The organism is Bradyrhizobium sp. 35 (genome assembly GCF_023073215.1).
Lineage (GTDB): Bacteria > Pseudomonadota > Alphaproteobacteria > Rhizobiales > Xanthobacteraceae > Bradyrhizobium > Bradyrhizobium canariense_D.
Genome location: NZ_JADPJC010000157.1, coordinates 757,883 through 782,502 on the forward strand (window position 1 = coordinate 757,883; position 24,620 = coordinate 782,502).

The 24,620-nt window shown below is 59.9% G+C and carries 19 protein-coding genes; 1 reads left to right on the forward strand and 18 read right to left on the reverse strand.

The window, feature by feature from the left end; all coding sequences use genetic code 11:
* Positions 1 to 437: 437 nt before the first annotated feature.
* Positions 438 to 1,208 (forward strand): hypothetical protein, encoded by a 771-nt coding sequence (locus IVB36_RS35790; RefSeq protein ID WP_247394710.1) that lies wholly within the window; start codon positions 438 to 440, stop codon positions 1,206 to 1,208.
* 37 nt (positions 1,209 to 1,245) lie between these two features.
* On the opposite strand, the gene IVB36_RS35795 is transcribed toward IVB36_RS35790, so the two are convergent.
* The 18 genes from IVB36_RS35795 to IVB36_RS35880 form a co-directional block, all read right to left on the reverse strand.
* Entirely contained in the window at positions 1,246 to 1,662 is a 417-nt protein-coding gene (locus tag IVB36_RS35795; RefSeq protein ID WP_018458254.1) for a tetratricopeptide repeat protein, read from the reverse strand.
* Between the two features lie 202 nt (positions 1,663 to 1,864).
* On the reverse strand, positions 1,865 to 2,263 hold the full coding sequence (locus IVB36_RS35800) for a hypothetical protein (RefSeq protein WP_018458253.1): 399 nt from the start codon (positions 2,261 to 2,263) through the stop codon (positions 1,865 to 1,867).
* A gap of 12 nt (positions 2,264 to 2,275) precedes the next feature.
* On the reverse strand, positions 2,276 to 3,931 hold the full coding sequence (locus IVB36_RS35805; protein ID WP_018458252.1) for a type II and III secretion system protein family protein: 1,656 nt from the start codon (positions 3,929 to 3,931) through the stop codon (positions 2,276 to 2,278).
* A 493-nt stretch (positions 3,932 to 4,424) separates the two neighbouring features.
* A complete protein-coding gene (locus tag IVB36_RS35810; protein ID WP_018458251.1) occupies positions 4,425 to 4,844 on the reverse strand; it encodes a TadE family protein in 420 nt (139 codons plus the stop codon).
* Complete coding sequence (locus IVB36_RS35815; protein WP_247394712.1) at positions 4,841 to 6,178, reverse strand: TadE/TadG family type IV pilus assembly protein; 1,338 nt, start codon at positions 6,176 to 6,178, stop codon at positions 4,841 to 4,843. The genes IVB36_RS35810 and IVB36_RS35815 overlap by 4 nt, the downstream gene beginning before the upstream one ends.
* A 9-nt stretch (positions 6,179 to 6,187) precedes the next feature.
* Positions 6,188 to 6,634: a hypothetical protein gene (locus tag IVB36_RS35820; RefSeq protein WP_051113041.1), complete on the reverse strand. Its 447-nt coding sequence runs from the start codon at positions 6,632 to 6,634 to the stop codon at positions 6,188 to 6,190.
* 51 nt (positions 6,635 to 6,685) lie between these two features.
* Complete coding sequence (locus tag IVB36_RS35825) at positions 6,686 to 7,333, reverse strand: methyltransferase (RefSeq protein ID WP_018458248.1); 648 nt, start codon at positions 7,331 to 7,333, stop codon at positions 6,686 to 6,688.
* Between the two features lie 2 nt (positions 7,334 to 7,335).
* Positions 7,336 to 8,244 (reverse strand): type II secretion system F family protein, encoded by a 909-nt coding sequence (locus IVB36_RS35830; protein ID WP_247394713.1) that lies wholly within the window; start codon positions 8,242 to 8,244, stop codon positions 7,336 to 7,338.
* Entirely contained in the window at positions 8,241 to 9,173 is a 933-nt protein-coding gene (locus IVB36_RS35835) for a type II secretion system F family protein (protein ID WP_018458246.1), read from the reverse strand. Before IVB36_RS35835 ends, IVB36_RS35830 begins: the two co-directional genes overlap by 4 nt.
* Positions 9,170 to 10,594: a CpaF family protein gene (locus IVB36_RS35840; protein WP_247394716.1), complete on the reverse strand. Its 1,425-nt coding sequence runs from the start codon at positions 10,592 to 10,594 to the stop codon at positions 9,170 to 9,172. Before IVB36_RS35840 ends, IVB36_RS35835 begins: the two co-directional genes overlap by 4 nt.
* Positions 10,591 to 11,796, reverse strand: a complete 1,206-nt coding sequence (locus tag IVB36_RS35845; protein WP_018458243.1) for a Flp pilus assembly protein, ATPase CpaE — start codon at positions 11,794 to 11,796, stop codon at positions 10,591 to 10,593. The genes IVB36_RS35840 and IVB36_RS35845 overlap by 4 nt, the downstream gene beginning before the upstream one ends.
* Complete coding sequence (gene cpaB / locus IVB36_RS35850; RefSeq protein WP_018458242.1) at positions 11,796 to 12,761, reverse strand: Flp pilus assembly protein CpaB; 966 nt, start codon at positions 12,759 to 12,761, stop codon at positions 11,796 to 11,798. The genes IVB36_RS35845 and cpaB overlap by 1 nt, the downstream gene beginning before the upstream one ends.
* Before the next feature lies 1 nt (position 12,762).
* Positions 12,763 to 13,269 carry an A24 family peptidase gene (locus IVB36_RS35855; RefSeq protein ID WP_162496568.1) on the reverse strand — a complete coding sequence of 169 codons (507 nt, stop codon included), beginning with the start codon at positions 13,267 to 13,269 and terminating at the stop codon, positions 12,763 to 12,765.
* 101 nt (positions 13,270 to 13,370) lie between these two features.
* Entirely contained in the window at positions 13,371 to 13,586 is a 216-nt protein-coding gene (locus IVB36_RS35860; RefSeq protein WP_018458240.1) for a hypothetical protein, read from the reverse strand.
* Between the two features lie 17 nt (positions 13,587 to 13,603).
* Positions 13,604 to 13,843 carry a hypothetical protein gene (locus tag IVB36_RS35865; RefSeq protein WP_247394719.1) on the reverse strand — a complete coding sequence of 80 codons (240 nt, stop codon included), beginning with the start codon at positions 13,841 to 13,843 and terminating at the stop codon, positions 13,604 to 13,606.
* 405 nt (positions 13,844 to 14,248) lie between these two features.
* Positions 14,249 to 15,619, reverse strand: coding sequence for an HlyD family type I secretion periplasmic adaptor subunit (locus IVB36_RS35870; RefSeq protein ID WP_247394721.1), 1,371 nt, complete (start codon positions 15,617 to 15,619; stop codon positions 14,249 to 14,251).
* Between the two features lie 9 nt (positions 15,620 to 15,628).
* Positions 15,629 to 17,302, reverse strand: coding sequence for a type I secretion system permease/ATPase (locus IVB36_RS35875; protein ID WP_247394723.1), 1,674 nt, complete (start codon positions 17,300 to 17,302; stop codon positions 15,629 to 15,631).
* A 133-nt stretch (positions 17,303 to 17,435) separates the two neighbouring features.
* Positions 17,436 to 23,246 carry a VCBS domain-containing protein gene (locus IVB36_RS35880; RefSeq protein ID WP_247394725.1) on the reverse strand — a complete coding sequence of 1,937 codons (5,811 nt, stop codon included), beginning with the start codon at positions 23,244 to 23,246 and terminating at the stop codon, positions 17,436 to 17,438.
* Between the last annotated feature and the right edge of the window lie 1,374 nt (positions 23,247 to 24,620).

Genomic DNA, 24,620 nt, shown 5'->3' on the forward strand with positions numbered 1-24,620 from the left:
AGGGGGCAGCTAGCGATCGATCGAGCAACGCAGCTGCCCTTCAGATTCGCTTAGTCATGGCGCGCGCTATCACGCATGCAAGCGCCTTGGCGTAAGCGTCTGAAGAACCCGATAAAGCGGCTCATTAAGAGACAGCCACAGCGGTAGAACAACCAATAACGTACCGGTCGCACCCTGGGCTTAACCAGCTGAAATTGGGCATTCGTCGCACGACATGGTGCCTCATTGCACTGTCTATGGTCCGCGTGGTCGGAACGTGCATTCGCGGGGCGAACCTTGGCATCTGTTGGTGCCCTATCTCCTGAAGCTATCCTCAGAACGGTTCACGGCGCGGCCTGGCGCCTTTTTCGTTCCGATTGATCCAATCTTCGGGTACCCTATTCTATCCGCGTCGGCGGAACTGCTGAAGTTGATAGATGGCTCCACGGAGAATGGAGATGGGCCGGCTCGATAAGCAGATGGATCCCTTCCACCCTGCCGCTCATCTGACTACGGAGGATCGCGTCCCCGAGGATCTAGAGCTTGAGCAAGTCGACACGGCGTCGTTAGTTGATCCGGCCCGAGAGGAAGCCGCCTCGTCGCCCGCGCATTTTGGGTCAGGCCGGCCGGCGGCAAGCGTAACGGGCTCTACCGACTGGATGCACCGAGCACGCCGCATCTGGCGGAGCCATCTCCAGCGCGAACAACTCCCCCGGACGGCCGGACGGTCGATGGGAAACTTTGAGCGGTGGTTGATCGCATTGCTGAGCGTCGGCTTTGTCGTGGGCTGCGTTTGCGCGATCATTGTCTTCATGCAGGCCAACGCGCGCAAATTGGAGATCGCAGCACTGCAACGTGACATCATCGCGCTCAAGCTACGCGTAGCCAGGCTCGATCAGATCGCAAGCACCAATGAGATACGTGAAAAAGCAAGCAGTGAAACATCCAAGCCGCCGTCGGAGACCCGTCCTGACCAGGCTCCGCTCATCCTATCACGTGAAGAGATTCAGCTTATCCGAGACTATATCAAGCCTGCACCAGTTGCAGGCTCCGCGACTGCGACGATCAAGGTCGGCGAACCCGTCGTGGGAGACACCGTTCCGTTTCCCTCTCCGATCACGGAGAAGGTGCGGAAACTGCTCGGCGCACGATTTACCGTTCGCAATGGCGTTGTTGTCATCGTCCGCAGCGGCAGCCGTCACGCTGATGCTGTGATTGGGCCAAATTGACGAGAACTGGCCGTGATCGCAGTATCCGGTCGATTGCTTATGGCTGGTTGTTTGGTGGTCTTTCAATGAACCGCCGGCTGCCATTGAGAAGCTCGAGGTTGTTGGCGATGACCGGATTACCTGGGTCGAGTGAATAGGCCTTCTCGAATTTCCGTCGCGCTGCATTCAGATTGCCGCGCAGCATGTACGAATATCCCTGGTCATTCAGAATCTGAACGGTTTCGCCTCCCAGCCGGATCGCTTGCGCATAGGCCTGATCGGCCAGATCGAAACGACGCAGCTTGTCGTAGCTCGCTGCGAGACCAATCCAGGCGGTGACGTCCTTGGGTGATTTCTCGACGGCGTCCTTGAAATAGCGCTGTGAGAGCCCGTAACTGCCGCGATTGTAATGCTCCAGCCCCAGCCGCACAGGCTCGTCCGACGGGTAGTACTTGACGTCGGTCGGCTCCTGCACCGGGTCCCCACCCGGTGGGTCTACGGGAGCCACGACGGCAGCCACCCTCGTGGTCTGGTCACATGCCGCAAGGCCTGGCGCCAGCCAGCAACAGGTCAGCAGTAGAATGGCACGTCGCATAATTTTTTGTCCCCCGCCCGGCCCAGCGGACTCACTGCACCGCACTCAATGTCCCGTCGCTGAACTCAACTACCAAAAGCCGCTACCTGCCCCCTGCCCCGCCGACTGGCACCGATATGCCCGACGATGCTCCCGCTCCCAATCCAGTTACGTTGACATTCTGCGTGACGGGCGGGCGCTGGCCCATTAGTTTCGTCGGATCACCGTTATCGGGAAGCTGATCCACCGGCTGTTGCTGGTTGCCGTAGCGCGTCACGGCCGAGCCCACACGTCGCGCGTCATACGCGATCCGGCGATCGCCCACGTATCGCGGCCATGGGTGGATGGTATGGGTCACGGCGTTGACCTGCTTGGCATCGCCGGCGGTCATCGTGATGCTGTTGGAACGCTGAAAGTAGCGGTCCACCTCGTCATGACCGGCGACGCCGTAACATCCCCCGAGCAGGATGGGCGCAAACAGAACCAGATGCCTGATCGTCATCTCGCGCGTCCTTTAGTTTAGAGTTTTGACGACCGTCTGATCGGCACTAGCGGCCGGGACGACGATGGGGGCCCGGACTTCAGGCGCGATGATGTGGCCATACGGTCCCTTCACTTCGCCTCCGGAATTGACGTAGTCATTGTAACGCTTGCGGACTTCCATCTGACCATTGAGGAAGAAATCGACGTCGTTGGCCGGCAGGCGGGAGTCGAGCGGCGAGGCCAATTGCTGACCGGGCGCCGCCGGCGCGACCAGGCGCGGCGTCACGATGATCACCAGATCGGTTTCTTCCTGCTGATAAGATTTGCTGCTGAACAGGCTTCCAATCACCGGCACCGAACCGATCCAAGGTAACTGCGAAACGTCCTGGCGATTGCGGGTCTGCAACAGGCCGGCGATGGCAAAGCTCTGGCCATCGCGCAACTCCACCGTGGTTCGCGCGTCGCGACGGGTCAGCGCAGGAACGGTCGTCCCCTGGATCGTCACCGCGTTGGCGAAATCAAGTTCGCTGACCGACGGCTCGACCCGAAGATTGATCACACCGCGCGAGAGCACAGTGGGGACGAAGGCGAGCTCAACACCGAACTTCTTGTAGTCGATCGTGATGGTGGGAAAGCCGTTTGTTGTCTGGGTCGGTATCGGTACCGGAAACTCACCGCCGGCAAGAAAGCGCGCGGCATCGCCGGACAGCGTGGTCAGATTTGGCTCCGCCAGCCGGCGTGCCAACCCCTTGGTTTCCAGCGCCGAGATCAATAGGTCCACCGAGCCGCCGCTGCTGGTTCTGACAATGCTGGTCAACAAGCTTCCGAACGGGGCCGGCGCGATGCCCCCCGCTGTACCGGCGAGCGTTCCCAGAGTTCCTAGTACCGGAAGGCTACCCGTCGGGGGAGCGCCGACATCCCCTCCCCCGGCACCGAGAGGACCGTTGGCGGTATTGATCCCACCAATCGGTGATCGACCGGCGGCGGTCACACGACCCAGCCCGGTGTTACCAACGTTCGTGCCGTTGGCATTGGCCGCATAAAGATTGACACCGAGGTTGCGGCCGGCTTCTCGGTTGACCTCGAGGAAGCGCACCTCGAGCATCACCTGTTGCGGGGCCGCGACGCTCATCGCGTTGACGACGACCCCCCCTTTCGCGACCGTGCTGGTGGCGATCGCCATGGCCCGCTCGGCCGTAACTGCGTCGGCCGCGACCCCGCTGAGCACCACCTGGCCCTCGGAAGCCGACACGCGGATACCTTGCCCGCCGGTGCTGGTCCGGATGTTCTGCTGCAGATTGCCGGTATCGATCACGACCTCGACGTCGAGAATCCCGATCTGCTTCATCGAGCTGTCGAACAGGATGACGTTGGTAGTGCCGGTCTGCTTGCCCTGCACGTAGATGAGGTGATCGCTCAGCGACTTCACGTCGACGATGTCAGACGAGCCCGCCACGATCGTCGCAAAGGCCGTGTCGACTTTGAAGGTACGTGACTTGTTGAGGACGAGCTTGACCCGCTGGACGTCGTTCATCTCGCTGACGATGACGCCGCCGGATGAGCCCCGCCGGTCTGCAGCCGCCGCGCGGTCAGCGAACCCAGACGAGGCGAGCGCCGCGCCCAGACCCATCACGCCGAAGGCGAGAAGCCTCCCGACCTTGTTACCCGAAACGCCATCGCCACTCATCCGAGTCCCCCACTGCGATCCACGAAGATTCCCGCAAATCTACGTGCTCGACGTCCTCAACATTTCCCCTCTGCGCACCACGTCGCAGAGCTTACAATCTGTCCCACTACAATTCGTTACTTCGTGTTTCCAAGATCATCCTCCCTGATGCAGGCAGCTTGCAAGACGAGATACTTACCGCACCGCCGCAAGCGGAAAGAAAACTCTTCAATGTTGCCAGCGCGCATCATTCCCACTGGCTGTGGGGAACTATCCCGCCGCACGAGTGCAATTGGCGCGCGCTTGCGTCGCGGCATTTGCTATCGAAGGACATTCGGTCGCACGCTCGGAGATTCGCTTGGCCGAGTGCAAATCCCTCTGGTGAAATTCCGCACCCGCGCGTTTGACCAAACTCGACCAACTTCTTAATCCCGATCGAAAAGCGGACGCCCGAACGGCGTGGCCACGTAGCGCTGTCGGGCGAAACATGTCAGGCGTGCTGCCATATTCGCCCCTAGAAGGGAATCTGGTTGGAGGCGCTCGGCGCATTGAGCGCTGTGCCCCATATGGGCATCAGCATCGTAAACTTTGCTTGGGAAGCTGTAACACTCAAGCTGTTGCTGTTGGCCCCCACGGTCAGCGTTGGCGTCAGACCTCCGAAAAACAGGAAGGGAGCCGCGTTCTTCTTGGCGGCGGTGGACAGGGGATCCCCGGTGCAGCCGGCCGGCGACTGCGGCGGGCTTTGAAGCAAGGCAGGCGTATAGCAGCTGATCATGACCGCACGGGCGCCAGCACTCGCAAGCGTCCGCAAGGATTGCATCGTGATGGCATAGCGCCCAAGATCGAAGATGACGAACATCAATGTGAAAAGCGCCACGAACACCACGATGAATTCAAAGGGCGCGATACCGCGATTGTCGAGCTTTCTCATCATTGCACCAAAGCGACAACTTGGGTGTAAATGATGGTGGCCGGCGCACAGCCTTGCGTGCTGAGGTAGCCGCCACCGCTCATGTCGATCGTTTTGGCGATCACTTGCGAACAGGTCGTATTCGCACTTGAAGTCGTACCGGCCCAGCTAACGTCGACCTTGGGAAAGTAGATAGCCCCGCCCAGGCTAACCTGGCCGCCGCCGTTTATAGTGACCTTGTTGCTGGTCTTGCTCGGGGCCTGATCATCAATCAAGACGCCATTTAGATCAGAGGAGAAGGTGTTAGTGGCAGGTGCGGAGAGATCAGCCGTCCCCCCGTTGATGGTGAGCTGCGAGTCTCCGAGCAAGACGAGGGTTACGCCTGCGCCTTTCAGTTGTCCGCCGGTCATCTTTATATTTGCTTTGTAGAAGAAATATGTTCCCGGATCCAAAACGTACTTGTCGCCATTCTGCACCGTGAAATTGCCGTAAGCTCCAGTCCCCGCGCTATTGGGCGCGCAATGCTTCCACCCATCCGCCTGAAGGGTGCAGGGCATACTTGTATTGCCCGTCCTGCTGTTAAACGATGCGGTGTCCAGTTTGCTGAGCGGATTGCTAGCGTACGTCATGAAATAGTTGTGCGGCACGCTGACATTGCTGCAGCTGCCCGTGGGGGTGCAGCCACTTACACCATAAACTGCCCATCCCGAGCCGGTGAACGTTGGAGTGCTGGCAAGTTGAATACTGCTATCCGACATCAGCGCGCAGCCGGTTCCGTTGTTGCTGAGGTTGCCAGCAAGCTTGAGCGCGCCTGAGTCAGGTCCAAGCGCCAGGACGCAGGCCTTTGTCGGCTGCTGAACCATGGCAATCGCTTGGGCGGGGATGTTGACGGTTGTCAAACCCAGCACTGCCGCCAAGTACGCCGGTTGTTGCTGGCTGACCCTGGCGCGAACGGCATTGCCGGTGCCTGCAGGTGGCGTTGTGAACGCGCCCGCATTGTAATCGCCGATATCGATCTGCACGGCCCGCGAGGTTCTGGTCGGTAGGCTCGTCGGACAGTTTCTCCCCGGATAGCCGGTAGCGTCGTTGGGACTGTAGTTGCAAAACCCGTTCTGTGCCGCGAATTCCTTGCCGCGATAATCCACTGTCTGGGTTTCGCAGGCCGCGCCCGCCATCGTACATGAAAGCCGCAATGCGCCCGAATAGGCCGCCGAGTCCGCGGCGTTCTGCGCGTGCTGGCGGGTGACGTACCACGATCCGGCCTCGGCCCCGATCGCGACTACTCCGATGAGCGGCACGAGAGCGATGACTGTTGCTGCTGCGGCGGAACCTCGTTGGGAACGGAGCAGATCACGCATGGAAACACCCTACTGGAAGCGTTCTGAGTGACGCAGCGTGTACGTGCAGGTGGTCGGACACAGCAGCGAACCCACAAAAGGCGGGCGTGCCCCAAGCGGGGCCAAAGTGACGGTTGTCGAAAATGTAATGTACTTTGGAGAAGCAAGATTGCTCGGCGAACAGGTGGCCCCTGCGTCGCCGCACAAAACCTGAAGGTTGCTGATCGCATGACCTGCGACTGTGGTCTGTAGCCCTGTCTTCCAGCTCACCGTGCCGTCAGGGGCGAGCGGATTAGCGTACTGCACATACTGCCCGAAGGAGCGCAATGCGCTCCATGCGGAGATAAACTGGAAGCCCGCAGCAGCCAGGTCGGCGAGCGGCACAAGCAGGAACGACGCCAAGAAAATGTAGACGATCATGGCCTCAAGCCCGACGGCGCCGCGTTGATCCACGATCAACGACTTCTTGTGGCTCATGAGTTGACCTCCACCGATACTCACCCTTCCGGTCTCCGACCGGAACAGCACTCACCAAACGTAAGGGACCACTCTCCAGCGCGATGCTTCGTAACCGGAATATTCCGGGCAGTTGCGACGAAGCAGGTCCTCTTCGTAATAAATGCGGCAAACCTGAACGCCGATATGCAAGACGAGCAAGGCCGCTGTCAGCGGCGTCGGGCTTCTCAGCACCACGCCCAACACGGCGATTTCCTCCGCAAGGTAGAGCGGGTGCTTGATCCACCGATACGGGCCCGTTTGCACCACGTTGCGCGCCTGTGGCACCAGACTGAACGACCTGCCAAGATGTCGGATGGTGACCAGCATCATGATCATGCCGATCAACACGCACGCGGTGGACGCCAGGTTTGGTAACGCCTTGTCGGTTTCGCCGAAGAAGGCGATCGTCCACGGCATGTAGGTACCGACGAACGCCGCTATCCTTGGCAGACGGCCGTTCGCTTGCGCCTTCGCCGGAGGCCGCGTGATGATCAACAGCGCCAGGAGCACGTAGAAGACAGCGAGGCAAACACTCGACAGGAGCGACGGCCAGGGATCATGAGCCGACGATCCGATCTTGATGGCGACGCCAAGCGCCAGCAACATGAACCACATGCCGCCGAACAGTTGCATCGTCCGATCGTAAGAGGAGGTTTTCGACAGGGCAATCGTGCTCATGGCTACTTACCGAAGCTGGCGAACGCACGCACGAGGTGCAGAATGGGACTTCCTCCCAAAATGACGAACATGGCTGGAAGCAGGAACAACACCATCGGAATAGTCAGCTTGGCGCCCAACTTGTGTGCTCTTTCTTCAAGCTTGGTAATACGTTCGCGCCGGAGGTCGACAGCGACACTCCGCAGAGCCTGGCCCACCGGCGTTCCGTATTGCAGGCTTTGGGCGACCATGAGTCCGAACCGGCGGAGCCCATCCGACGTAGATCCCAGTTTATCGAATGCGTCGCTGCGCCTTGGCAGGATTCGGAGATCATCAAGAAGGCCGCTCATGACCCGGGCTATAGCAGGATTGGTCTCATGCATTTCTTGCGCTACGCGTGCCAGCCCGCTTTCCAGGCCCATTCCCGATTCGCTGCACACAACCAGCAAATCGATCATATCCGGCGTGCCCAGTCGAATGGCGGCATCAAACCGCCGCTTCAGCACCGCCAGTATCAATCGCGGCGCTAAAATGCCGATCGCCACGCCAATAAGTGTGAAGACCAGCACATCCAGCAGTGCCTTCCCGAAAAGCTGAGCGACACACCCGGCGATGATCGGGCAGAGGGCCATGCTGACGGCTTTGACACCGATCCAGGTCGGCAAGGCTCGATGATGATTGAAACCTGATGATTGAAGGATGGTTCGTAGCTGATCCAGATTTTCCTCAGCATAGAAGCGACGATACCGCATGCCGAGTGACGAAAACCAACCGGTCACATCCTGGAAGGGGGCAGACTGGCCAGCAACGCCCATCACAGCGTTCGACACCCGGGCGTCCAATGTACGAACGTGTATTTCGCGGATAATCAACATGCAGGACGCAGTCCCAGCCACGACTGCGAGGGCCACCAGACTGAGACCAGAGGTCATAGTGCTGTTTCCCTTCTGACCATCCAACTTATCACCAGGGCTCCAACAAGCACCGAAACGACTGCGTAGACCAGCAGCTTGTTTCCGACCGGATCGGTGAACAACAGATCGACGGTTTGCGGATTGGCTGCGTATAGGACCCCACCTGCAATCAATGGCGAGACCGTCAGCGCTCGTGAGGAAAAGATCACCTCTCCCGCCAGTGCCTTGGCGCGAGCAGCCAGCGCAACACGTTGCCTGACAGTGTCTCCCAGGTTCTGCAAGGTCTCGGCCAGGCTGCCACCGGACTTCATCTGAACGGCAAGTGTCACCGCAAAGATCGCATACTCCGCCACCTGAGTTCGCCGATAGACAGCCTGGACAGCTTCCTCTGGAGGTCTACCCAGATTCACTTCGCTGCATACGATGGCAAACTGCCCAGCCGTTGGCTGCGGCATATCGCGCGCGAGGGCCCGAAATGCCTCGTGCACAGGCAGGCCTGATCGCACGGTACTTGTCACCAGCTGGATCGCGTCAGGCAGCTGTCGAAAAAGCTGAAGAGCGAACCGACGTTTCTGCCATCCAAACAGGCCTCGTATCACAATAATGGCCGTGATTGCGGCGACGATGGACACGTAGACCAGGGAATATCCCAGCTGGCTGTTCGCATAAAGGATCGCTGCTGCTCCGAATGCACCGGCGAGCAGCACATAGGCCGGATGCAACACGTAGGGTATATCGGGATTGTAATTGGACAGCCGATTGAGAAACTGAGCCTGGGACCCGGTCTCCAAGCGGCGAATGGATGGTAGGTTAGCCGGATGCGACGTTGGGAGAGCAATCGCCAACTGGCGATTGATGCGTCTTTCCCGAGCGTCGAGCCACAACGAGATGGCTGCTGCACACATCGCGAGGGCCAGAACAGTGACGATCACGGACTCCAGCATCATACTTGCCTCATGGCCTCGGCCCAAGCACCATCTAGCCCGAAATAGACAAGACGGCTTTTGAACTTCGGAGTTGCAAGGTTGGACTTATAGCTGCCCGATATCCGCCCGTTCACATCCTCCTCTTGATACTCGAAGGCTGCGATGTCATTGGTGGTGATCACCTCCCCTTCAAGGCCGATCACCTCGCTGATCTGAATGATGCGGCGCTGTCCGTCCCGCATGCGTTCGACCTGCACAATGAGATCCAGCGCAGCGACGATCTGACTTCGAATGGCGCGCGACGGTAGATTGACCTGTCCCATCTGCACCATGTTTTCGATGCGGGTCAGGGCATCCCGGGTACTGTTCGCGTGTACCGTGGAGATCGAACCATCATGGCCGGTGTTCATCGCCTGCAGCATGTCGAATGCTTCGGCACTGCGCACCTCGCCAACGACGATCCGGTCGGGACGCATGCGCAGGGCATTCACCAGCAAATCGCGCTGTGTCACCTGCCCTGTGCCCTCGAGGCTGGGGGGCCGGGTCTCCAGGCTGATCACGTGCGGCTGCTGAAGCTGCAACTCCGCCGCGTCCTCGATCGTGACAATGCGTTCGGTGTGATCGATGAACTGGCTCATAGCGTTCAGGAGCGTCGTCTTGCCGGATCCGGTACCGCCGGAGACCAGAACATTGAGCCGCGAGCGGGCGGCGATCTCCAGCAAACGTCCGATGGCCGTGGTCATTGAGCCGTTTTCAATCAATCCGGCTATGTCCAAACGGCGGCTTGGAAATTTTCGGATGGAAATGCACGGACTATGGATCGCCAGCGGCGGGAGGATGATGTTGACCCGGCTGCCATCCAGCAGGCGACAATCGACCATCGGACTGGACTCGTCGACGCGCCGACCAACCTGCGCGGCAATCTTCTGAGCGACGGAAGCAATGTGACCATTGTCCCGGAATCGCACCGCAACTCGTTCCAGCTTGCCGTTTCGCTCCACGTAGACATTACTCGGACCGTTCACCATGATATCGTTGATCGATTGGTCCAGTAGTAGCGGACGGAGCGGCCCGTAGCCCGTCATGTCGTCGGCAATTTCGTCTGCGAGCTGCAGCTGCTCACGGCCCGACAGCTCGAGCCGTTCCTGGTTGGCAATTTGATGGATGATCTCCTCAATCTGCCGCCGGAGAACTTCCCGCGAGACGGTTGCGGCCACCGATGGCTCGATCTGCTCAATTACCCGTTCGCGCAGCGAAGGCGGGATTATGGGTTGGTCGATCGGCGGTTCGTCGCGCCTTGGCGCGGGCGACGGCACGCTCGGTGCGGATACAGCCGTGCTGAGCGGCGGCAAAGGCAAGCCCATCGCAGATGCAGGGAGGCTTGTCGCCAATGAAGATATGTGAGCTGGTGCGTCGTCTTCACGCCTACCAAATTTTTTCATCGCAGATGTGCTGTGAGCACCCTCCTCCACCAGCCACTCCGCTCAGCAGCGACACCGCTGATCTCCCGTACGATCGGTGCCAGGTGGCGCCGCAATTTTCTGACGTGCTTCAGAGCTGGAATGCCCAGATTGAGCGCCTCGGTCATGCCCTTGCCGAGATCGGGAATGACGATGTCGGGCTCTGCACCCAACGCCTTGACGACCGCCGCCCTCGGCAGGCCCCCGGGACGACCGGCCCGGTTGAGCAAGGTAAAGACCCGGTCCTTGCCCGCGATGTTGATCACGGCGGCGCGTAGCGCATGGGCATTGCGAAGTCCGGTCACCTCGGATTCGAGCAGCACCATCACATGACGGGAAAGTTTAATCACGGGATAGATCGACGGCGGAAACGGGACGGGTACATCCACGACGATGTAGTTGAACCGTTGACGCAGCAGACCCAGCACGTGTCGTATGCCAGCTTCCGTAATTTCGAGCTGCGCATCGAGGTCCTCGTCGGCCGAGACCAAGCAAACCCTTTCGTTGACTTCGATTGCCGCGCGCTCGAGGAAGAGTGTGTCCGCCCGCATCGGATTTTCCAGAGCGATGCGCAGCCCCGGCCCGGGACGAACACCCAGCATCACGGCGGCCTCGCCGCCCTGCAAATGAAGATCAAGCAGCGCCACTTTGGCCTTGGTTGTCTCGGCGAGTTGCAGCGCCAGATTGATCGCGATGCTCGTGGCGCCGGCGCCGCCCTGCGCCCCGCAGATCGAGACCACGTGCCCGCCACGATCGATGTGGTTGGCTGCCACGTCGCCGAGCAGCTTGGGGCGCAGCTTGTCCAGCACCATATCGCGCGTGAGCGGCCGCGGCAGATACTCCGTCAAGCCGAGCTCCAGGAGCTCACGGTAGAAGGTAATCTCCCTGTTATCGCCGATCACGGCTACTCGGACATCGGGTGGACAGACGCCAGACAGCCTTTCCAGTTCAGTAAAAGGATCATCGATGCCACTGATGTCTGCCACCAGCGCAAACAGGTCGGTGTCGGTTTCAAGCATCCGTATGGCATTGCGGATCGTGCCGCGCCTGATCGAGAGGTTGGCGCCTTCGAGCCCCTTGCGCAACGCCGCAGCGCTGAGCTCATCATTTACGAAACCGACGATGCGGTTACGCGTGACGATTGAGGTCGATTCTTCAGGCGGAGTGGCTATGGCAATGTTCATCAGCGTTTCTCCGACAACCTGTTATCGTAACCCACCGCCGTTGCAGTCGGGCCTACGGCATCCGATGCACCATCGCAGCTGACGAGAGCGTCTTCCACTTGCTTTCTGACCGTGTATTGCTTGACCTCACCGCCTGAATGAACGACTACTGCCGTTCTCTGTGCAGAAATTGCATACTGGCGGGCAAGTTCAGGCGACACATCACAGCTCGACATCGCGCCGGTGTCTGCCTTGTCCCACTGATCGACTGCTGCGCGTACGGCCAAGGAGAGCGTCCCGAGCTGCTTTGCGACGGTGACTTTCTTGACCTGGACCTGCGTAAGCTCCAGTGAAACAGTCTGCGTTTGCTTACCTGCCATCCCGCTAATGGGTCGCGCGCCCTGCACGATCTCCTGATCAATCGCGATGACTCGAACATTGCGCAGAACGGTTTCGCTCAGGGCGCGACGCGCGGTATCGACTTTCTCGAAAACCTGGGTCAACACGACGTCCACGTGATCGCCCGGCCTGATGAGGCCCGAGACACCGGCCTCCTCGTCAACCTTGATGCTGATGGCACGGCTGTCTGGCGCCAGGATACTGGCGAGGAAACCCCGATCCCGCGGACGCAGGATATCCTGCAATGTAATGAGACTGCCCGCTTCGACGAAGTTGCGGATGAGTGACCCCGGAAGTCCGGACTTGGACTCGGGGGTTTCAAGGATAGCTCCCTGGGGAACGCGCTCCGGCGGCACCGCGCGCACGGCGAAATCCTCTTCGCGGGCCAACGTCCCCCTCGGCAACGGCCGTACCGCGATAAAGTATCCGGCCGTCGCCGGCGCCGCCGGCGCGAGGGTCGTCGCTGTCACCTGTACCGGGACCGGAGGCGTGGCCTTCGGCAGGTTCATGCTATAGGCAATCAGTCCGAACGCTGTGGTTGCAAGCAAAAGCACCACGATGATCGACAGACGCAGCGCGGATGACATTTCACGATCCTTTGCTCAGTATGGTCCAGATACCGCCACATGCGATAGCAACTCCGTAAGGCAGCGGGGCGTGTCGCAAATGGCGCCAACGCTCGATCGCGTAGATCCGCCGTACGAGCGACGATCCGGCGGGTGCCAACCTGGGATATGGCAGGTGGCGCATCATCAGATGCCCCAAGGCAAGAACGCCGCCGGCCAGCACGGTGACCGTTAGCAACTGCATCACGCCGCTCGGGGGGAGACCAACCGCCAGGGCAACCAGCAGCTTGACATCGCCGCCACCAATTCCTCCGCGCGCGTATAGGACAAAAAGCAGCAGAAAGAGGATCGCGGCTGCGATCAGCGACACAGCGACTTGAATCGGGCTAGGCAACTGACCGGCGATCCCGAGGAGCGCCAGCGCGAGACAAATTTCGTTTCGGATCAGGCGCGTCGCAACGTCCATCGTTGCGACATAGAGCAACAACAGGATTTCCAGGGTCGAGGCTGTGGGAGCAATCCAACTCATGAAATGCACGGTTCAAAAAAGGTGGAAGGCAAACTAGCGGGAGCACTCCTGCGGGAGGGGGGCAGCTTGGATTGCCCCCCTCTGGCGCCAAGATGGCCGTATCAACCAGCGATCGCGGTGGTGAAAGCGGTGGTGATTGCGGTGATCCCGGTCGTTAACGCCGCCCCGATCTGTCCACCGGCTCCGCCACCGAACACGGCACCCACTGCGCCAACGATGCAAACCGCGACGATGATGTACTCGAATGACACCACGCCATCCTGGTCCGTCCGCAGACGCTTCAACGCTTCCTTGGTCTCGATGTAATATTGCAACATTGGAAGAATCCCTTCTTTCAAGATGAATTTGCAGACACCTCGGCAACTTCCAGCGGCTGCGGATTATATCCGGCCGCCAGCGATAAACTATCCATTAAATGTTTATTAGCGTCAATATTTAATATATAATGCCATCCTGAATTAACCGCCGCAAAACGCGCCGTCGTGACAATCCAAAAATCGATAAAACGTCGTAATACAAAGACGATAGCCGGCCAACAATCGGAATCCTCGGCAGAGCGCTGGCTGAGAGTCATTAAAGAATCACCGGATTATTACGGGTGGCCAGCGGTATAATTTGATTATTCGGAAATTCAATATTTATGCAAAGCCGATGAGCTGTCGGAGTGCATCCAACCCTTTCAATCCACTCGCATATGTCCGGCGGATGCAGCGACGACACCAGCGTGCATGGATCAAATTTCGCGAGGTCGGCCGGATGACCTAGCGCGCCGTCTGTAAGCCGTTGATATCGCCCGTGCGGTAAGCGCTATGAATGCCTTGATGGCCTCGTGCCTCTCACACCGCACCTCCTCGGCCTCTGGCTTTTGCAGCGATTTGCGTCGTCAAGCGAAGTTGGCCTCCGGGACGAGGCCATTTGATCCTTCGTCGTCCGGCTCGGCGTCGCTACTGGATTGCCTCGTCCATCGTTGTTTGACCGGTTACTTCTGCCGGAACGACTGATTGAATGACATCGCGAGCGGCCCGACGATGTAATCAAACGCGGTTCGCTGGACGGTCGGGATCATAACGGTCGCCGGCATGCCAGGGTACAGGCGAATGTTCGGCATGTCCGCCAACTCCCTCTGATCAATCCGGACAAAGGCCGTGTAGTACGGCGCATTTGTCTTGGGATCAGTGAGGCGGTCAGCCGAAACCTGAATGACGTCGCCGTGAATGATCGGGACGATGCGCTGCTTGTAGGCAGTGAGATGGACTTCGGCGCGCATATTGGGATGTACGTCGCTGATGTCCTCCACCGCAACCTGGGCTTCGATGGTGAGTGCGTCCTCGGCCGGTACGATGTCGAGGATCTTGTCGCCGCGCTGGATGACGCTGCCGACGGCGAACACGGTCAATCCCACGACCCGGCCGGTATAGGGCGCCCGAATTTCCATGCGACCCAGGACCGACTTTGCACTCAACGCCTTCGGAATGACCTCGAGCAATCTGGCCTGCGTGTCACGCAAGTCCTTGGTGACATCTGTCATCCGATCATTGTCGAGTTGGGCGATCTGCTGCTCTTGCTCGGCGATGGCCTGTCGGGCCTTCGCGATACCGGCTTTTGTATCGGCAATCTGGCCTTCCAAACCGTACGCCGTCCGCTCCAGCTGGAGAATTCGCGGACGCGCAATCAGGCCCCGTTCGACCAACGGCGCAAGATCCTTTGCCTCGTTGCGGACCGAGTTGATCTGATCGGTGAAGGCCTTGACCTGTGCCTCGGCGCCCACAATCTGTGACCCAAGCTGGTTGATCTTCTCGCGAATGACGCTTCGTTGCCCGTCAAGCGATGCTCGCCGACTGTCGAACTGATTGAGCTGACCGGTCCATACGCTCTTAAAGTAGCGGTCATCAGAGCGCGCCCTCAAATCGGCCGGCATGGCCAGCTCGGATCCATGATCGAGCTCCGTCAGGAGCCGTACTTCCGTTGCACGAAGCACGGCATATTGTTGTGTGAGCACCTCATACTCGGCACGGACCTGCGTATCGTCCAAAACGATCAGGAGGTCGCCTGCCAGCACCCGCTCCCCTTCTCGGACATGCAGTTCCCTGACAATGCCGCCATCGAGGTGCTGAACGCTCTTGCGGTTGCCGTCGACCTTTACGATAGCATTTGCAACCACGGCGCCGTTGAGTGGTGCCGTCAGCGCCCAGGTGCCGAATCCGCCGAAAAAGATGGCGATGATCAGCCATCCCGCGAGTGCTACGCGACGAATCGAGTCGCTCGGTGCACCGCCCCTGAGTTGATCAGTCGTCGAGCTCGGCGCTAATGCGCGTGGTTTCGACCGGCTTGTAAACTCCATCAGCGCCATGACCATGTCCTAACCCGTCGTCTCGCGGACCGTGTGGATCGGTATGGGCCTCGTCAGACGGGCCAGGATCTCGGCGCGCGGTCCGAACATCTCGACGACGCCTTCACGCAGCACCAGGATCTTGTCAGCCACGCCGATGGTGGCCGGCCGATGGGAGATAATCACCACCGTCGTGCCGCGCTTCTTGAGTTGAAGAATGCAATCGGCGAGCGCGGCGTCTCCTTCGGCGTCGAGATTGGAGCTCGGCTCGTCGAGCACGAGAAGGCTCGGATTGGCGAAGATGGCGCGGGCAAGACCAATACGCTGACGATAACCGCCCGAGAGTATGGCGCCGCCTTCTCCCACCTGCGTATCATAGCCATCCGGCAGGCGCAGGATCATCTCGTGCACGTCCGCCATCCGCGCCGCCAGAATCACCTCCCTGTCTTCGCCCTCCTGGAATCGGCTGATGTTGACGGCAACAGTGTCAGCAAACAGCTCAATATCCTGGGGGAGATAACCGATATGCTGGCCGAGTGACGTCTTGATCCAGCTCGAGACGTCCGCCCCGTCCAGTCGCACCGCGCCAGCAGATGGCGCAAGCACACCGACCAGATGACGCGAAAGCGTGGATTTCCCGGCGCCCGAAGGACCAATGATGCCCAGTACTTCGCCCGGCTCGATTGCGAACGATACCCCGCGCAGGATGGGCTTCGAACCAAACGGCGGCACATAGGAGAGCCCCTCGACCGAGAGTCGGCCCTGCGGGCGCGGCAGCGTCAAACCGACCTCCCGTTGGGGATCGGCTTTCAAGAGCTCGCGGATGCGCAGGAATGCTCCACGAGCAGATACAAGATTGCGCCAGGATCCAACGATCTGCTCTACCGGCTGCAGGGCTCTTCCGAGCAGAATGCTCGCGGCGAACATGGCGCCGACGGTTGCAAGTCGCTCGATCACGAGATAGGCGCCGAGGCCAAGTATCATCGACTGCATGGCAAGCCGCAGAAAACGGATGATGCTCTGCATGGTGGCGGCGCGATCGCTCGCAGAGACCTGCCGTTCAAGCATGCGGGTGCGATCACGGGCCCAACGCCTCAGCAGCCCTTCGGTCATGCCCATTGCCCGCACCACTTCGGTATTGCGCAGGCTCATCTCGGTAAAGCTATAGCTCCGGGAAGCCGCCTCGCCGGCCTCCGTCAACGGCAGCTTGACCCGCCACTCGTTAAACAGGGCCATAAGAATCAGCAGGATGGAGCAGCCCAATGCGAACGCCCCCAGGAACGGGTGCAGCACAAAAATCACGGCAATGTAGATCGGCGCCCAGGGCAGATCGAAGATCGCATGGATCCCCATGCCGGTGACGAACTGGCGGAAGGTGTCGAAATCGCGCAGCAGCTGGCTGCGCGCGCCGCCGGCGCCAGCGGAGCGATGAATGATCGCCGTCATCACGCGCGCCGCGATCGTCTGGTCGAGGCGAATGCTGGCGCGGGTCAGCACGCGGGCGCGTACGGCATCCAGCCCTGCCAGCGCCAGCAACGCCATCAACAGCGCGATCGTGAGCATCAGCAGCGTGATCTCGCTGGCGCTTGCGATCACCCGGTCATAGACCTGCAGCATGTAGAGCGGTCCGGCCAGGTAAAGCAGATTGATCACCAAGCTGAAGATCGCGGCAGTGACGAAATAGCCCCGGCAGCTTTGCAGCAAACGCCGGAGTTCGTCGGGTCTTTTGAACGGAGTACTCACACAGATCAGCGGAAAATCCGCCCCTCTTCAAAATCACACCGTAATCCAAAGTCGGAGCCGCAACATTCGCCGCGACCCATTTCCCCGCAGCGCATCAGGCCAGATGGTCGTGGTAGCTGATGAGCGTTCCCGTGTTCTTGTCTGCCTCGGTTTGGAAGCCCGCGGGGTCGTACTGGCCCAACAGGGTAATATTGGCGGTATGGACTCCGTCGGTCACCGACAGGGTTCCTCCAGCACCAGCCTGATTTGCGACATAGCTCGCGGTCGTGCCGGCCCCGAATGCCACATCGAGGAGATCCAGGTGGTCATCCCCGTTAAATCCGGACACGACCCCGCTAAAGTCGAAGGAGTCATGGAGCACGATTGTCCCGGTCGCTTGGGCATCAAGCGCTACATTCGCAGATGAGGCCGCTCCGAATTCGAGTGTGGCCGAACCGCTAATCTGAGCCGTTCCGTTACCGCTGACATTGCCATCGATTGTGACGTTGCCGCCATTGGCCCACAACACGCCGGTGTTGATGAGGTCGCTGTGGACCTCCAGTCCACCGGTTCCGGTTGCCTCGAGCGTGCCGGGGTTGGTGACGGCGTTAGCTCCGGTATCGATGTCGAGTGCATTGGTGCCGGTGGCGATGATCGTGCCTTCATTGACCAGCACCATCACCCCATCGCCGAGGTGGCCGGCACCGGAGATCGTGTTGTCCACGTTCGTCAGCGTGACGTCGGAGACCGTTCCGGTGATCACGTTCTCGCTATCGTCGGACAGAATGACCTGCCCATGACCTTGGAGCGTGATGCCGTGTTCGATCAGCTCAAGCTCCGTCCCGCTTCCGGTAGATTTCAACTCGATCGTGCCGGTATTGTCGATGATGCCGGAGAGCGGCAGGATTGCACCGTCGCTGATCACCATGTGGCCGGCATTCTCCGTGACCGGCGCTTGATCGAACACAAAGTCGCTTGCCGTGAGCGACGAGGCATCGACGCCATTCAGCGTGATCGACTGACCATCGGCGAGCGTGATCACCGCATTGCCGGCAGCGTCGTTGGCCATGTGCGACTGGATGTCGCCAAAGCCTGTGAACTCGGCATAGCCGATCAGATCGATCTGATCCGAGGCGGCGTCGAAGCTATAGATCACGTCATGACCGATCGGCTGCGAGAACACGAACATGTCGTGGCCGCTCGAGCCGGTCAGGTTGTCGTCGCCTGAGAGCGCGAAGATCGGCGATCCCGGCGCATAGGCTTCGACGTTGTTGGTAACCATGGCGAGCCCGGTACCGCCGCTACCGTCGCTCCAGGTCTGAGACATATGTAACGAAACCGCACCTGCATAACCGACGGAGGCAGTGATCGAGAGTGTCGAGACGTCATTGGTCTGGACGGTCCAGGTGCCATCCCCGTTGTCCGTGCCTTCGCTCAGAGTCCACCCCGAAGGAACACCAGTAATACTCACGCTCACTGCGCCGACGTGATCCGCCGGATTTGTCAGGCCAAGGTTGATGGCTTCGCCGGCTATGCCAGCGGGAGCGAGATGGGCCTGGGTGATGTTAGTCAAGGTGACCCCTACAAGGTCGACCAAGATGTCGTTAGCGGCGTTCTGAGCTATTCCGACCTGCTCAAAAACGTAGCTATGAGCGGTTCCTCCGATATTCGCCACGAACGCAACCGCTGCGCCAGTGCCAGTCGCTACGTCGTTGTTGTGGAGATACTGCACAACCGCTGCGACGTTAGCGGTAGACGTCAGGGTCAGTGCTGACCCAAAGGCATTAGCGTCATCGAATGTGATGATGCCGCTCGTGATGGCATGCGATTTCACCGTTTGACCGGAAATGGTCAACGTGGAGTCAGCGCCGTCAGTGCCGGCGGTATTGGCCGTTACGTTGGTGACCGGCAGATTGAGGATGTCATTGGCGCCGGTCGTAACGAAATCGGTGATTATGTCATAGCCAGAAATTGTACCGACATCTCCCGAGCCCCCAACGGTGCCGAGAGATTGTGTGCTGTCGACGATGAACGTGTCGATACCGCCTCCACCGGTCATCCTATCAGCGCCGGCGCCTCCGGTAAGGGTGTCGTTGCCAAAACCGCCGGTAAGAGTGTCGTCGCCCGAGCCAGCCTTGAGAATGTCATCACTGTCTCCGCCGATAACGATAAAACCTCCCGACGTGACTGCGCTTGCATCCAAGTTAAGCTTTCCATTGCCACTGATACCAGTCGCATCGACGGTCAGTGTCCCATTATTTTGGAAAGTCGAAAGGAATGTTACGTTGTCGGTATGATTTCCGCTGTTGGTGTCGACTAATTTGAAAACTTCAAAGTTTGTGAGAAAGAGGTTTCCCACACCGTTACCAAATGTGAATGGTCCAGGGGCGCCACCCGTGACGATAAGCGTGTCCGTGCCGGTTCCGCCTGTGATGTTATCTGTACCGTTCAAGGTCGAATTTGTTCCATTTAGCGTGTTCGTGCCGCTGGCGTAGAAGATGACGTCGGTCGAACTCGTCGTCAGCGTACCCGGGTTGGGGCTCTCCTCGTTGATGGTAACGATGTCGCTATCGCTCAATCCCCCCTGATCCGTTGTAGTGATCGTCAAAGTATCGGCGCCGACGAACGTGTCAGTAGGGTTGTAGAGAAGACCATTTAAGGCGTTGTTGATGTTCGTCACCGTCCCGGAGAAGGTCATGGTGGTGTCGGTCGTACCGTCACCGGTGGTGAACGAGAGGCCGGTGGTACCCGACAGCGTCAGCGTGCCGTGCGCGACCGACAGCGTCACCGTCTCGGTTCCAGCGCCTACGTCAACGTCGGAAATTGAGATGAGTTTGGCGCCGTTGAATGTCACGTTGGTATTTTGCACCACCTCCTGCGTACCGGGCACCGTATTCACCGGCGCATCGTTGGCGCCGTTGATGGTGACCGTGAGCACCGCAGTGTCGGTAAGATTGCCCGGGTCCTTGACAGTATAATTGAAGCTGTCGGTAATGGTCTGGCCGCTGTTGAGCGCCTGTACTGCCGAGTCGCTGTCATTCACAAGATAGGTGTAGGAGCCGTTGGCGTTGAGCGTCAGCGTGCCGTGTGCGCCCACCAGGCCGGAGCCCAGCGTGCCGACCGAGCCGGAGCCTTCGACCGCCCCGTTGCGGACCGCCGATACCACCAGTGATGCGTTGGTGTTGTCGACGTCGGTATCGTTGGCCAGCACATTGCCGGCAGCGTTAGAGCCCGCGGTGCCATTGTTGGTGCCGCCCGCCTCAGTGGCCGAGCCGGTGTCGTTGACGCCCACCGGCGCGTCGTTGACCGGCGTCACATTGATGGTGTCGGTCACGGCCACGCTGTTGGCGGCCCCGTCATTGGTGATGATGGTGACAGTGCGCGCCAGGCCCGACGGGTTGTCGCTGGTGTTGAAGTAGGTCACCGAGTCCAGCGCGGTCTGGTAGTTCGCGACGCTGGATGACCCGGTCAAAGTGAGCATCCCGGTCGCCGCGTTGAACGATCCGGTGATGCCGTTCTGGTTGGTAAAGCCCAGCACATCCTGGCCATTGACGTAATTGCCGGTGATCTGCACCGTCGCCGAGACGAGATTGGCGTTGTCGACGTCGGACACCGTCAGCGCCGGGTCGATCGCGGTGGCGGCGTGGTTTTCCGTGTAGTTCAGCGTATGACCAGCGACGCCCACCGGCGCGTCGTTGGTGCCGGTGATGGCGAAATTCACCGCCGTGCTGGCGGTGCCAGTGCTGCCGTCCTTGACGTAGACCGTGAAGTTGTCACTGACGCTGGCGCCGTCCGCCAACGCATTGGTGTCGGGGTCGGCGTTGTTGAGCGCGTAGCTCACCAGCCCGGTCGCGCTGGTCAGCGTCGCCGTGCCGTAGATGCCGGTCTTGCTGTAGGTCACCCCGCCGTCGCCGGTCGCCCAGCCACCCGTGGTGGTCATCGCCGTGTTGTCGTAAACCGCGCTGTCGCCGGTGTCCGGATCGGCCTTGGTCTGCGTGATGCTGGCCGACGCCGTTCCCGCCGTGCCAACCCCACTTTCGACCAGCTGAACGCTTTGCGCGCCCGCCGTAACCGTCGGCGCGTCGTTGGTGCCCGTGATCGTGATCACAACGTCCTGGGTCGCGGTCGCGCCCTTGTCGTCCGTCACGGTAACCGTGAAGGTTTCAGTGTGGCTCTCGCCCGCCGCCAGATCCTGGTGGGTGGCGTTGTCCAGCGTGTAGGTCCAGACACCCGTCGCGGCGTTGACCGCAAAGCTGCCATACGTCCCCGTCGCGCCGCCGCTGTAGGCCGCCGTCGCGCCATGGTCGACGTCGCTCGACGTCACCTGACCCGTCGCCGTCAGCGTCGTGTCTTCCTGAACCGAGCCGGCCTGCGCCGAGCTCGTGATCACCGGCGCGTCGTTGGTGCCCGTGATCGTGATCACAACGTCCTGGGTCGCGGTCGCGCCCTTGTCGTCCGTCACGGTAACCGTGAAGGTTTCAGTGTGGCTCTCGCCCGCCGCCAGATCCTGGTGGGTGGCGTTGTCCAGCGTGTAGGTCCAGACACCCGTCGCGGCGTTGACCGCAAAGCTGCCATACGTCCCCGTCGCGCCGCCGCTGTAGGCCGCCGTCGCGCCATGGTCGACGTCGCTCGACGTCACCTGACCCGTCGCCGTCAGCGTCGTGTCTTCCTGAACCGAGCCGGCCTGCGCCGAGCTCGTGATCACCGGCGCGTCGTTGGTGCCCGTGATCGTGACGGTGACGATCTTGTCGACCGTCGAGGTGCCGTCAAACAGATGGACCGTGAAGGTCTCGGTCTTGGTCTGGCCCTGCGCCAGATATTGGATCGCGCTGTCGGCAACCGAGTAGTTCCAGGTGATCACCCCGCCGGTGCCGGTGGTGTGCGAGTCGTCGGTGGTGACCGACGCCGTCAGCATCCCGAGCGCCCCGGCCGACGGAGTCACACTGGTGACGCTGTGGGTGTCGGAAAGGTCGACGTCGCTGAACGACAGCGTGCCGCTCGCCGTCTCGCTGGTCGGATGGGCGTCCTCAGTCACCGCGCCGCTGGCGCTATTGCCGGCGCCAACCGTGATCACCGCATTGTCGTTGGTGCCGGTGATGGTCACCGTCACCGTCTGGGTAGCCGTCGAGCCGTGGCCGTCGTTGACGGTCACCACGAAGCTCTCGGTGAAGCTCTGACCTGCGGCTAGATACTGGGCGGCCGAATTGTTAAGCGCATAGTGCCACTGCACCGAGCCGTTGGCGGCATTGGGCGCCTCGTTGACAGGGTCGAGCGAGAAAGTGCCGAGTGAAGTGGTGTTAGAAGAAGCTGCTGCGAACGAGGCCGAATGCGTGTCGTTGAGATCGGCGTCGTTGAAACTGATAGTGCCGGCCGCGCTCTGCGAATCCGAGACATCGGGTGTGGCATTCGCGTCTTCGACCACCGAGCCGCTCTGCGGACTCGATGTGATGAAGACCGAGTCGTTTGCCCCATTGAACTGGAGTGTCACGGTCGCCCAACTGAGCGTGCCATTGCCCAGCTGGATCGCGTAGGTGAACGTGTCAGTCAGCGTTTGCCCGGTCGCCAGCGCCTGAAGCTGAACGTTGATGTCGCCCTTGTCGTAATGAACGGTGCCGTCCGCTTCGATCCAGATGCGTGCACCGAGGGCGCTGCGGTCACCGGTTGCGGCCATTCCGGCGGCATCGCTGCTGTACGCTACATCTTTGACCAGTAAGTCCGCTGGTGCGTAGTTTTTGGTGGACGCGGAGGAGCTCATTCCATCGTCCAGGGAGAACAGCGTCTTGGCCGCGCCCCCAAGATCATTTGCCAGCACGTTCAAGATGAGAATGTTGCTGGCGTCTTCCGCAAACGAGAAAATGTCCGTGTTGGCTTGCGGAGTATTGCCGAACGAAACTGTGCTGCCGCCGCCCGTTGCCTGCGTCGCCATAGCTTAAATCCTCTGGATGATGCGCCGTCCGCATTCGCGGACCGGCACAAATTGCACAATGGCGCGGGGATGATCGGCCGTTGCCTTGCCTATGCTGCTGAAGAAAGATGCCGAGCTACTCAGCATCCCTATCGTCCTGCTCAGCGCTTCGTGCCGCTCAAGCCTGTTTAGGGCTAGAGCCGCTCCGAGCTTGCGAGCGAATGTCGTGTGCACGGTCGAGCGCCCGACAGCTGCCATGTTTGCAAACCGCAAACTTGGCTGGATCGAAAAATCGAAAATTGACGGAGAAGAATTCGAAATTTCCCGCGCCCGAGTGAACATTGCTACAAAATGCGTGCACGTCATTCGCAACCTCGCCTGCCAATGCAGAGCAGAGAGCGTCGCCGCAAAATCAATTCACGCAAATTGGTAGCGCTCGCTCGAACGGCGATAGGTCCGCCGACCGCAGCTCCATCAACTGCTGCCAAGTTACGCGAAAGATCTAGCGGTATCCCCCTTGCCCATCGTGGCCAGTGCTTGGCCGCCACGTTTGGCAATTATTGATTTTGCAATATTCGCCACTTCAGAAGCGACCACCGTGGCCAAGAAGCGTCACGATCATCCACTCCCCGATTAAATCGAGCCTATTTTAAATTAAAGCGCCAGTCTATTTATTTATTTATACGCCGCATTTAATGATTAATGCATGAAAATCAAGAAGAAGGAGGCTCTTGCGCCACTCCTTGCGAGGCGACCCCGGAATTTTACGGCTTTTACCCTGATGCACTCCGTCCGCGAGATGGTCATTGCTTCGCGTAGATCGACAGTCGCAGGGAGCCAACTGGAGCCAAACTCAGCCCTATCTGCGAAGACGAGGCATGAAAGCAACAGCCTCGCAATGCGTCGCGCGTGATTATTAACTTACGCACCCGACGCGCTCCAGGTCCGCCCGCCGTGACGCGGCGAATTTGGCTTTCGGCGAATTTGGCTTTCAATGTGATGCTGGTCATCCTCATGGAGGGCGGCAGCCGTCATTGTCGCCGGGGGCCCACGTTCCAGAGTGTGAGACCATCGGCGGGACTCAAGGGTGGCGCGCTCCTAGAGCGAGGCGCGTAGCCAGACCGCTGACGCAACCCAACTGCTGGGTTATCGCTCGGTAGCCGACGCACGTGCCCTGGAGGGCGGCGAGGAGTCCTCGGCTGGGATTTCTGACATTGCGATGCTCGCGCATGAAGCTTCGCATCTCGTGCTGCCGTCCCGTGCAGTCTCGTTCGCTTTACCGCGCCCCGGGGGTCGGCGAGCAAGCATTCGAAATCCATGTGAAGCTTAAACCGAAAGCAGTTCCCGGTCGGCTTACAAATGGAACCAAATTGACCGCCATTAAATGAGAAATTT